The following is an 11,515-nucleotide window of genomic DNA, read 5'->3' as shown; positions in this document are numbered from 1 at the left end:
TTCAATGGAATAATTGTTTTTTCACACTCTTTCAATAGAATAATGGAAGAAACAGCAGAACTAAAAAAGAAGGAGCTGTAAAAAAACCAAAATACAGATTTGGATTTTTACAGCTCCTTTTTTAGTATAGCTATATATTCAATTATTGTTTTAGTCTTCCTTCAACTGGAAGCGTCTTACCAAGTCGCTTAAAATATTAGCCTGTCCGGACAACTCCTCAGAAGCTGCTGCAGACTCTTCCGCTGTGGCGGTGTTGCTCTGTACAACGGAGGAAATCTGATCGATTCCTACAGATACCTGCTCTACCGCTCTGGACTGCTCTACAGAGGCTTCCGCAATCTGATTTACCAAATCGCTTACCTTGCCTGTACCGCTTACCACTCTCTGTAAAGATTCTGCGGTGCTATCAGCAAGAACAGTTCCCTGCTCTACCGCCTGAAGGGTTTCTTCAATCAACATGGTGGTATCCTTCGCAGCGTTTGCAGACTTCTGAGCCAAATTTCCTACCTCATCCGCTACTACCGCAAAGCCCTTTCCGGCTACGCCGGCTCTTGCCGCTTCGATTGCCGCATTCAACGCCAAAATATTGGTCTGGAAGGCAATATCATCAATGGTCTTGATAATCTTACTGATTTCTCCGGACTTTTCATTGATGTTTTCCATAGCAGCCTTCATCTGCTGCATCTGCTTGTCGGAGTTGCTTACTTCCCTACCGGCATTTTGTGCCTCTGCATTAGCCAGACGAGTGTTCTCCGCTGTCTTCTTAATGTGCTCGGAAATATCATTTACCGTTGCAGAAAGCTCTTCGATAGAAGACGCCTGCTCTGTAGCACCCTGAGAAAGTCCCTGGGCACCGGAGCTTACCTGCTCTGCACCGGAATTTACCTGAATTGCACTCTGCTGAATATCTGCCATAGTATTGGAAAGATCTGCAGTGATATTGTTAATGGAATCAAAGAGAGGTCTATAGGATCCGCTATAGTATTCCTCATTCTTCATTTCCAGATTGAAGTTTCCATGGGCAAGCTCAGTGAGCTTCTCGGAAAGATCCGAGATAATGGAACGGATTCTCTCTACTACGTTGTTCATGGAATGCATCAGAACGCCGATTTCATCATTGCTCTTGTAGGAAAGATCCATGGAGAAATCTCCTGCGGAAAGCTTCTCTCCTGCCTCTGCCACCTTCTGTAATGGCTTTAAGAAACGAGTAATCAAAACTGCTGTTACGATGACTAAAAGGATTACGGTTGCTACACCGGCAACTGCACCGATACTTACCAAACGGTCCACTTCTCTGTCATAGTCTTTCTCGGAAATATTTAATCTAACCCACCAGGTACTGCCGTGCATATCGATAGGATGATAATACTCTCTTCTCTCCTGATTATGCTCATTTACAATCTTTAATGTGAAGGCTTCTTTGGATTCCATCTTTTCGGAAATGGCTTTGTAAGCCTTCTCAGGAAGAAGCTCTTCCAGTGTTTTTCCGTTTACTTCCTCATTTTTACTGTGAATCAGGCCTTCTCCATCAATCATATTTACAAACATAGAGGGGAAGGCAGGATCCTCCATGCTAATGTTAAGTAACATATCTTCCTTTACATCCAGAAGAATAGCACCCACAAACTGATTGTTGTTCATGATGGGCTTGGTGATGGCAAACATTCTCTTGCTGGGGTCTACCGTATCACTGTAAACAGGAGAAACATAGGTATCGCCCTTTTCCTTCGCTCCGGTGTAATAAGCAATATTTTGATACTTCTCATAGGGGAAGTTCATGATTCTTCTATTCTCCACTTCATTTCTAAGAAGCAGAGGTGCATAATTATCAATTCCCTGATAGAAGGCATGGGGCTCGAAAAGAACACCGATATCCTCCAGATTTTCCTCATCCTTCATGTTGGAATACAATGCATTCAGCATTACCACCTCGGCATTGTAGCGGGAAGCCGGGATGTACGCATCCACCACACGACTACGGAAGGATGCATTTTCCATAGGGGTAACGGTTTGGTCATTGCCCTCGATATCTCTAATCTTCCATGGGTTACCGGGTTTTCCGCCGACTTCATCATTTTGCTGGAAGACAAAGCTGATACTCTGCTCGATATTGTTCGTAATGGTATCTAATTTTGTCATCAAATCGCTCAGATCGGAAGATGCCTCTGTCGCCTTATCCTCCATATTGGCATCGATTCTCTTATCCATGGCAATTTCAAAGCTGTGAATCAGGAAATATAGCAATCCCAATAAAATCACAAAGGTCAATGAACCCAGGATTAAGGACATTTTCTGACTTAGCTTCAGATTCTCGTAAAAAGAGCCTGCGGCCTTCTGTTTCTTCTTCATATTTTTTCTTTCCTCCTTGAATTTCGTGCTCCTAAATCATTTTTTAATGAAGAACTCTTAGATTCATCGACCATCCCCATACATTTATAAGCGAAAACTGTTTTTTCGCTTATGCTTATTCCTCTCGAAGACTGAATCTTCCCACCAAATCACTTAGGATATGGGCCTGTCCGGACAGCTCCTCAGAAGCTGCTGCAGACTCTTCCGCTGTGGCGGTGTTGCTCTGTACTACGGAGGAAATCTGATCGATTCCTACAGATACCTGCTCTACCGCTCTGGACTGCTCTACAGAGGCTTCCGCAATCCGATTTACCAAATCTGTTACCTTGCCTGTACCGCTTACCACTCTCTGTAAGGATTCTGCGGTGCTATCAGCAAGAACCGTTCCCTGCTCTACCGCCTGAAGGGTTTCTTCAATTAACATGGTGGTATCCTTCGCAGCGTTTGCAGACTTCTGAGCCAAATTTCCTACCTCATCCGCTACTACCGCAAAACCCTTTCCGGCTACGCCGGCTCTTGCCGCTTCGATTGCCGCATTCAGCGCCAAAATATTGGTCTGGAAGGCAATATCATCAATGGTCTTGATAATTTTGGAGATTTCTCCGGACTTTTCATTGATGTTTTCCATAGCAGCCTTCATCTGCTGCATCTGCTTGTCGGAATTGCTTACTTCCTTACCGGCATTTTGTGCCTCTGCATTAGCCAGACGGGTGTTCTCCGCGGTCTTCTTAATGTGCTCGGAAATATCATTTACCGTTGCAGAAAGCTCTTCGATGGAAGAAGCCTGCTCTGTAGCACCCTGAGAAAGTCCCTGGGCACCGGAGCTTACCTGCTCCGCACCGGAATTTACCTGTACCGCACTCTGCTGAATCTCCGCCATGGTGCCGGAAAGATCTGTGGAAATATTGTTAATGGAATCAAACAGTGGACGATAGGCACCGCTATAGTACTCCGCATTGTTCATTTCCACATTGAAATTTCCCTGGGCAAGCTGATTTAATTTCTCGGAAAGGTCTCCTATGATAGAACGAATTCTGGAAACTACATCCCCCATGGAATGCATTAAACGTCCGATTTCATCCTTGCTCTTATAGGAAAGATCCATGGAGAAATCTCCTACGGATAGCTTTTCCCCTACTTCTGCAACCTTCTGCAAGGGCTTTAAGAAATGGCCAATCAGCAGGACACATGCCAACACAAGAATAAATACCGTGCTGAGACCTGCCACAATGCCAACATTTCTTAATCTGTCCACTTCCTTACTATAATCGCTGTGAGAAATGCTGAGTCTGGTCCACCAGGTACTGCCTTCCATATCGATGGGGTAATAATACTCTCTTCTTTCCTGTCCATTCTCATTGACAATATTAATAGCAAAAGCTTCTTTAGATTCCATCTTCTCGGAAATGGCAGCGCTTGCCTTCTCCGGGAGAAGCTCCTGCAAAGTTTTTCCGTTTACCGCTTCACTTTTACTGTGAATAAGCCCCTCTCCGTCAATCAAATTCACAAACATGGAGGGAAATTCCTCATCGCTCTGACTTGCAGTAAGCAAAACCTCTTCCTTAACGTCTAAAAGAATAGTTCCCAGGAACTGATTGTTCTTGATAATAGGATGATAAATGGCAAACATTCTTTCTTCCGGCTTGCTAATATCTCCGTAAACCGGTGTGATAAAGGTGGAGCCCTTTTCCTTTACCGCCTTATAATAAATTTCATCCTGATAATTGGAATAAGGATGGTTGGTAATCGCTCTTTTATCCAGATCGTCTTGAGAAAGAATAGGAGCATAATTTTCTATCCCCTGATAAAATGCATTCGGCTCAAACAAGATACCGATATCTGCCAGATTCGGTTCCGTTTTCAGATTGGCATACAGTGCATTTAGAATCACCACCTCCGCATTGTAACGGGAGGCAGGAAGAAATGCATTTACCACACGGCTTCGAAAAGCTACATTCTCCATAGGAGTAATGCTCTGAGGATTTCCATCCTCATCGTTAATGGTCCAGGGGTTGCCGGGAACCCCTCCCACCTCATCATGCTGATCAAAAACAAAGCTGATACTTGCCTCAATATTATCTGCTGTGGCATTCAGCTTGGTTATCAAATCATCCAAAGTATAGGAGGCCTGCTCCACCTTATCCGCCATATTGGCATCTACTTTTTTGTTCATAGATAATCTAAAGCTATGTAGCAAAAAATACAGTAAGCAAAGCAACATTACAAAGGTCAGCCCACCGATAATCAATGACATTTTCTGCCCCAGTCCAAAGTTCTCCAATATAGACCCCTTCATTTCTTGTTTTTTCTTCACGTTTTCATTCCTCCTTGAATTTCGAACTCCTATTTTTATTGTCGATCTTATAAGCTCATAGATTCATCGGCGTAGCCCATACTTATATAAGAGAATCCGTGCTTTCTCAAAGGATTTTCCCTGTCTGTGAAAAAGATTCAAGAAGCTTTCTTGTACTTTCTTTCTGAAAATGCTATTATGCAAAAAACTTTCTTCTTAATTATATGGAAAGATTTTCAAATTCCGCTAAAGGATAATAAGGCTCAAAAAAGCAAAACACGAAAACAGGAAGAGTAAAGACAGAATTCTAAAAAAAGCAAAAAGAAAAATCTGCTTTTCTCTTATAAAAAAGCAAAACTGTCCGATATTGTGTTGAGCTAAAAAACAGAGAGAAAGGATAGCTATGTCATTATTTTATGGAAATGGAGTAGCCCTCACGGAGAAGACCCTGGATTTACTCTGGGGACGGCAGAATCTTACGGTGAACAATATCGCCAATGTGGATACGCCGAATTACAAGTCAAAATATCTCACCTTTGAGAATGAACTTCTCCACCGCATTTCTACTGCGGAGCAGGGTGGACGAAAAAAAGTCGCCATCGGGAATGCAATACAGTCCCAGAGGGCAAGAATTCACAGCACAAAAAACGAATCCAGTCGACTAGATGGAAATAACGTTGACATGGATCAGGAACAGGTGGAGCTTGTTAAAACCACCTACGCTTACCAGTATATGGTAAACTCTGTAAACAATGACTTAAGAAGACTTATGGCAGCAGCGAAGAGCTTCTAGCCCCTTTTCCATAGGATGATAGGAAGAGGAAAATGATGATTTCAGGAAGAAAGGATGCTTCCGAACTTTTCTGGAATACTGAGTTTTTCTCCCTTTTATGGAGGAAATGGGAATAGAAGCACTGCCGAAAGGGCAGTGTTTTTTTTCGGCATTTTCCAACTTTGCCTTATGGCAGTAGGGATTTTGCCGATAGATAACGAGGATACTGCTGTGCAACAGAACACAGTTTAGTAAATAGGAAAAGGTGGTAAAACTATGGATAGTACAATGGAAGGAATGCTGGACACCTATCTCTTGGAGACAGAAGCGCTCCTGGATAAGTTGGACGAAATGCTTATCGCAGACGAAAAGGTAGGGGATTTCTCCACAGATGACGTAAATGAAATTTTCCGAATCATGCACACCATTAAGGGTTCCAGTGCCATGATGGAGTTCACTCCTCTCTCCAATATCGCTCACCATATTGAAGACATGTTCTTCTTTATTCGTGATAAGGGAATTGATTCTTTAAGCGGAGACCAGAAAAGTGAACTTTTCGACTTAATGTTCCGTTCTGAGGATTTTCTTCGTAGCGGACTGGAGAAGGTAAAGGCCGGCGAAGAGCTGGATAACAATGTTGAAGAATTTGCAGGTTCCATCAATGCTTTCTTGGCAAAGATTTCCGGAAAAGCTCCTGCTGACTCCGCTCCTGTTGTAGAAGCGGCAGACAGTACAAAGGCTTCCGGTGAGAATCGCAATCTTCCGAAGGACGATAAGGCTAAGAAATTCATTCATGTCTTCTTAGATGAAGGAATCGGCATGGAAAATCTTCGTGCCTTTATGATTGTAAATGCAATCAAGGAATTTGACTTAGAGTTCCGTTATTATCCTGCAGATATGGATAGCAATCCGGAAACAGCACAAACCATTATCGATGAAGGATTTTTCCTTGCCTTCGATAGTGACGAGGACTGCGAAAAGGGTGAGAAAATCTTACGGGAGCAGAGCCATATCCTCTCCTATGAGCCGGTAGAGGCAACAAAGGCTGAGGCAAAGGCTGAGGTTAAGAGCGCAAATGCAGAAAGCAGTTCCGCACCAAAGGCAAGTAAAGAGCCTGCAGCGGCTCAGCAGACTGCACAGCAAAAGGCTGCAGCGCCTGTAAAGCAAAGCTTGATTTCCGTAAACCTGCAGAAGCTGGACAGCTTAAACGACCTGGTAGGAGAAATTGTTATTACCGAATCTATGGTAACCTCCTCTCCTGTTCTTCGTATGCTGCCTCAGGAAAGTCTGGACAACTTCATGAAGTCTGCAAGACAGCTTCGTAAGTTAACAGACGATCTTCAGGATATCGCCATGAGCTTACGAATGGTGTCCATCTCCGGTGTTTTCCAGAAGATGAACCGTATCGTTCGTGATATGAAGCAGAAGCTTGGAAAAGACGTTAAGCTTACCATCATCGGTGAGGATACCGAAGTAGATAAGACTATCGTAGATAGCATTCAGGATCCTTTGATGCACATTGTCCGTAACAGTATGGACCACGGTATCGAAGAAACCAAGGAAGAGCGTATCGCAGCAGGTAAGGATTCTCAGGGTGAGTTAATCCTCTCCGCTTCTCACACTTCTTCCGAAGTTATCATTACCGTTCAGGATGACGGTTACGGAATGGATCCGGAAAAGCTTTTAGATAAGGCCGAGGAAAAGGGAATCCTTTACAAGCCTCGTTCCGAATACAGCAAGAAAGAAGCTTTGGGCTTGATTATGCTTCCCGGCTTCTCCACCAATACCGCAGTAACCGAGTTCTCCGGTCGAGGCGTTGGTATGGACGTAGTAAAAAAGAATCTGGAGTCTGTTGGTGGAACCATCAGCATTTCCAGTGAAATCGGTAAGGGTTCAACCTTCACCATGAAGATTCCTCTTACACTGGCTATTATGGACGGTATGAAGGTAAATGTTGGAGATACCATCTTCACCATTCCTATCGTAAATATTCGTCAGTCCTTCAAGGTAGATGATTCCGAAGTCGTATTTGACGAGAACGGAAATGAGATGGTAAAGAGAATGGATGTTTTCTATCCTATCATTCGCCTGAACAATTTCTACGGCATCGAAGGAAAATACACCGATTTACAGGACGGTGTTCTCATCTGGGTAGAGGCCGGAGACAAGTCTTGCTGCCTATTCGTAGATGACTTAATCGGAGAACAGCAGGTTGTGGTAAAACCACTCCCCGCTTACTTCAATGCGTATGACTTAAAGTCCAGTGGTATTAATGGTTGCTCCATCTTAGGAGATGGAAACATTTGTATCATCTTAGACGTGCTAGGCTTGTACTCTCAAGCCATTGAAAACATTTAAGGAGGGAAGCAGCATGGCAGAAGAATTGATGCAAGAAGAATTATTAGAAGAAGTTGAAAGTCAAGAAAACAAGCAGGACGAGAAAGATTTAACCGATGCAGAGCGTTGCTTAACCTTCGAATCCGGCGGATTGGTAATGTATATGAGCACAAGCTATGTGATTGAAATTATCAATGATCATAGCATCACTGCTCTTCCCATGGTTCCCCATTATGTAAAGGGAATCATCAACTTAAGAGGTTCTATCCTCCCGGTTGTGGACATTCGTTTACTAATGGATAGAGAAGCCGAGGAATATACCTCTAAGACCTGCATTATCGTATTAAATATTGATTCCGTACCTATCGGTATCATCGTAGATAAGGTACGTCAGGTTATCGACATTGACACCAGCGAAGTACAGCCCATTCCTTTACGGAATCGTCAGAAGCTTTGCAACGGCATGCTTACTTTAGATAGCGGAGAAGTTGCTATGTCCTTTGACGCAGCTTCCTTAGTGCAATCCTCCTCTACTTCTGAAGTAGTATAAGAGGGATTTTATGAACGATTTATCTGATGAGGACTTTAAGCGGCTTTATACCTTTATGCAGGAGAAATTCGGCATTGACCTAAAGCGTAAAAAGCCTTTGATTGTAAGCCGTCTCTCTTCTATCCTGGAGAGCCGGGGATATACGGACTTTCACGATTATGTGAATGACATTATCCAAAAACAGGACCAGGATATGATGACCACCCTGCTGAATAAGCTCACCACCAATTACACCTACTTCATGCGAGAGGAATCTCACTTTGATTATCTGGAAAATGTGGTGATGCCCCAATTAGCAGAAAAACATAAGAATGACCGGTTGCTCTCTATCTGGAGCGCCGGTTGCTCTTCCGGAGAAGAGCCCTACAATATTTCCATGTACCTCTTAGAGTACTTTGGAAAGTTAGGGGGAAATTGGGACACTCGTATCCTGGCTACGGATATTTCTCAAAATGTCTTATCCAAGGCGGAAAACCCCAAGTATCTTCCGGAAAGCCTGGAAAAGCTTCCAAAGAGCTGGAAAAACAAGTATTTTGTTCCCATTGAAGACGGATATTACACCGTAAGCGAGGAGCTTCGAAGAAATGTTATCTTCCGCCCCTTTAATCTCATGTCTCCCATCAAATTTAAGAGAGACTTTGATTTAATCTTTTGTCGGAATGTTATGATTTACTTTGACCAGCCCACCAAGGACGCCTTGGTAAAGCGTTTCTATGATGTGACTTACCCCGGAGGACACCTCTTTATCGGCCATTCCGAGGGACTTACAAAAGCCACTTGCCCTTATACCTATGTAAAGCCTGCGATTTATCGGAAGGATGAAAAATAAGGGCTAAGAAAAGCGCTTTATAAAGAGAATGATTAACAATACGAATCAAGTGATAAAGCATATCTTCTATCTTTTGGAGGGAGATGTGCTTTTTTATTGTCTTTTCGATGGACTATGCGGCGCCTCGGAACACTGTCTATCCCCTTCCCCCAAGGCACGCTCCCGCTAACTTCGCCCGGCTAACGGTACTAAACGCAAGCTTCGCTTCGCTCGCTTTTGTTAAGTACCGAGGGGCTCAGATTGCCTTGTGGGAAGGGGATAGACAGTGTTCCTTAGTTCTCGAATATAAGCGAAGGGGACGATGTGCAGTGCTCCTATGTATTAGGATATACCAAAGGGTGAGGATGGAATGGAAAGGATGTGCTGTGCCATTTCATCAACCATACTTTTATATTATCCATATACGGATATTATCCGAATGTGGAGTATAGGAGAATTACTATTCTGGTAGTAAGATAGTTGGCAATAAGGTTCAAGTGCTTTTTAATTTTCTAAAGCCCAATCTTAACTTGATTCTTCACTTCAATATTCTCGTTTCAATTTATTTATTCAAAAAATCTAAATTTACTCATTAATCATTTCTATTACTCTAATTTTCCGCAGGTGACTTATGAAAATAACAAATTCTACTAATGCAAAGGCAAAAAAATCCGGTCGTTCAGAAGCAAATTCAAAGAGTACAAGGAAAAAGATGAATGCTCTGGAAAAGAAAAAGATTATCGCATCTCTTACTTTGATGGATGATCTCTTTATGCAAGTAGTTCTGGAAGAACAGGCTTGTACGGAGTATATTCTTCAAATCATTTTGGACAACGCTTCCTTAAAATTAAAGGAACAAAGACTTCAAAAGAGGCTGCCCAATTTGCTTGGAAGAGCTTTGGTATTGGACTGCCTTTGTACCGATGAAAAAGGCTTGCTTTATAATATCGAAGTACAGAATTCATCTGCCGGAGCAACTCCTAAAAGGGCTCGTTATCATGCCGCACTTATGGACACGAATACCCTAAAGAAGGGAGAAAAGTTTTCCAAATTGCCGGAAAGCTATGTTATATTTATTACAGATAAAGATATATTAGGAGAGGGAGAACAGTTATATCAAATTGAACGTGTTATTAAGAAATCAGGTACATTGTTTAAAGATGGTTCCCATATCCTCTATTTCAATACAGCAAGGCAGGATGACAATACATTAGGAAAGCTGGCTAAAGATCTTAAAGAAGCCAATCCTAAGGAAATTAAGTCTAAAGTTTTGTCTCATAGAGTAGCCTCATTAAAGGAAGGTAAATTAGATAAGGAAGGAGAAAAGAAGATGAATGTTTTATTAGAAAAGTATAGAAAAAAAGCAGTAGAGGAAGGTATAGAGAAAGGTATGGAGAAGGGACAAAATCGTTTGGCTCTCTTGGTTGGTCGACTTCTGGAAGCAGGACAGATGGATGATCTTAAGAGAGTTTCTTACGATGAAGATTATCGGGAAAAGCTTCTGAAGGAGTTTGGGCTTTAAACGTTTACTAACTTTCGTTGAATAAAGTTTATAAACGTGACTTGAAAAAGATATATAATTCTCTTTAGCTTTGATTAATAGGCAACAAAAATTCTACAATGTAATCATTCGATTGCATTTGCATTTTAAATCCTATAATATAGAGATTAGTAAATTCAAATTTCTATGGAGGTAAAATCATGGCTAGTACATTAGTGCAGTTTCGAACAGAGGATACAGAAAAACTAAAATCAATACAAATCTTAGATAAGTTAGGACTTTCTCTACCTGCATATCTTCGAATGTGTATGGCTAGACTTAATCAAGAAAATGGAATTCCTTTCAGTATGAACATCAGTCCTGAAAACAATCCCGGCATTAATGCCCTGAAAAAAGCCAGCAAAATTGCTGAAGAATACGGTATCTCCGATATGACTCTTGAAGAAATTAACGCAGAAATTGCTGAGGCAAGAAAGTAAGTAAGTTATGAAATATTTTGCTGTAATTGATACATGGCTTGTCACCGGCAATATCAAACATTTCCCAAATAAATCCTATGTTGTTACACCGCGTCAAATGCTTGACATTATCTTAAAAGACGTTGATCTATAACCTTCTTTCCGGCATTTAATCAATGCGCACTTTCCTAGCTGATAAAAATGTTAATTCGTGCTATAATCCCGTCTTTGACAGTTGCGAAAGAGTCAAGAGCCCATAAACGGCGTAATTACGCCATTTATGAGCTCTTGTTTTCTTTTTGAATTCTAGCAATATTTCTACTTTCTCGTTGCAGTTAAAATCTTTTTTATTTCTCTTTGAGATACAATCTCGTAATCCGTTCTAAAACCAAATGTGTCGTGGAGTTTGTCTGTAAGGTCGGTTCGTGTATACTCAGGGATATATCC

At 42.0% G+C, this 11,515-nt stretch carries 9 protein-coding genes; 7 read left to right on the top strand and 2 right to left on the bottom strand.

Annotation, left to right across the window (positions count from 1 at the left end; all coding sequences use genetic code 11):
* Window positions 1-150: 150 nt before the first annotated feature.
* On the bottom strand, window positions 151-2,349 hold the full coding sequence (locus HNQ46_RS00045) for a methyl-accepting chemotaxis protein (protein WP_183681317.1): 2,199 nt from the start codon (window positions 2,347-2,349) through the stop codon (window positions 151-153).
* 115 nt (window positions 2,350-2,464) lie between these two features.
* Complete coding sequence (locus HNQ46_RS00040; protein WP_183681313.1) at window positions 2,465-4,663, bottom strand: methyl-accepting chemotaxis protein; 2,199 nt, start codon at window positions 4,661-4,663, stop codon at window positions 2,465-2,467.
* Between the two features lie 126 nt (window positions 4,664-4,789).
* Between HNQ46_RS00040 and HNQ46_RS00035 the strand changes: the two genes are divergently transcribed.
* The 7 genes from HNQ46_RS00035 (at window position 4,790) to HNQ46_RS00005 (ending at window position 11,089) form a co-directional block, all read left to right on the top strand.
* Window positions 4,790-4,939 carry a hypothetical protein gene (locus HNQ46_RS00035; RefSeq protein WP_183681310.1) on the top strand — a complete coding sequence of 50 codons (150 nt, stop codon included), beginning with the start codon at window positions 4,790-4,792 and terminating at the stop codon, window positions 4,937-4,939.
* A gap of 106 nt (window positions 4,940-5,045) precedes the next feature.
* Entirely contained in the window at window positions 5,046-5,435 is a 390-nt protein-coding gene (flgB, locus tag HNQ46_RS00030) for a flagellar basal body rod protein FlgB (RefSeq protein WP_007156723.1), read from the top strand.
* Window positions 5,436-5,690: 255 nt separating this feature from the next.
* Window positions 5,691-7,772, top strand: coding sequence for a chemotaxis protein CheA (locus HNQ46_RS00025; RefSeq protein WP_007156725.1), 2,082 nt, complete (start codon window positions 5,691-5,693; stop codon window positions 7,770-7,772).
* Between the two features lie 28 nt (window positions 7,773-7,800).
* Window positions 7,801-8,301, top strand: coding sequence for a chemotaxis protein CheW (locus HNQ46_RS00020; protein ID WP_408637129.1), 501 nt, complete (start codon window positions 7,801-7,803; stop codon window positions 8,299-8,301).
* Between the two features lie 10 nt (window positions 8,302-8,311).
* Window positions 8,312-9,130: a CheR family methyltransferase gene (locus tag HNQ46_RS00015; protein ID WP_183681307.1), complete on the top strand. Its 819-nt coding sequence runs from the start codon at window positions 8,312-8,314 to the stop codon at window positions 9,128-9,130.
* Window positions 9,131-9,740: 610 nt separating this feature from the next.
* On the top strand, window positions 9,741-10,631 hold the full coding sequence (locus HNQ46_RS00010) for a PD-(D/E)XK nuclease family transposase (protein WP_183681304.1): 891 nt from the start codon (window positions 9,741-9,743) through the stop codon (window positions 10,629-10,631).
* A gap of 179 nt (window positions 10,632-10,810) precedes the next feature.
* A complete protein-coding gene (locus HNQ46_RS00005; RefSeq protein WP_183681301.1) occupies window positions 10,811-11,089 on the top strand; it encodes a type II toxin-antitoxin system RelB/DinJ family antitoxin in 279 nt (92 codons plus the stop codon).
* Window positions 11,090-11,515 lie beyond the last annotated feature (426 nt).

It is taken from the genome of Oribacterium sinus (assembly GCF_014202695.1).
GTDB lineage: Bacteria > Bacillota > Clostridia > Lachnospirales > Lachnospiraceae > Oribacterium > Oribacterium sinus.
Note: the sequence above shows the minus strand (reverse complement) of the source record. Positions and strands in the feature narration are given on the sequence as shown.

Excerpts from the sequence above, each read along its gene's own strand:
- HNQ46_RS00015 (WP_183681307.1), top strand. The coding sequence starts at position 8,312 with ATGAACGATTTATCTGATGAGGACTTTAAGCGGCTTTATACCTTTATG.
- HNQ46_RS00020 (WP_408637129.1), top strand. The coding sequence starts at position 7,801 with ATGCAAGAAGAATTATTAGAAGAAGTTGAAAGTCAAGAAAACAAGCAG.
- HNQ46_RS00025 (WP_007156725.1), top strand. The coding sequence starts at position 5,691 with ATGGATAGTACAATGGAAGGAATGCTGGACACCTATCTCTTGGAGACA.
- HNQ46_RS00005 (WP_183681301.1), top strand. The coding sequence starts at position 10,811 with ATGGCTAGTACATTAGTGCAGTTTCGAACAGAGGATACAGAAAAACTA.
- HNQ46_RS00045 (WP_183681317.1), bottom strand. The coding sequence starts at position 2,349 with ATGAAGAAGAAACAGAAGGCCGCAGGCTCTTTTTACGAGAATCTGAAG.
- flgB (WP_007156723.1), top strand. The coding sequence starts at position 5,046 with ATGTCATTATTTTATGGAAATGGAGTAGCCCTCACGGAGAAGACCCTG.
- HNQ46_RS00010 (WP_183681304.1), top strand. The coding sequence starts at position 9,741 with ATGAAAATAACAAATTCTACTAATGCAAAGGCAAAAAAATCCGGTCGT.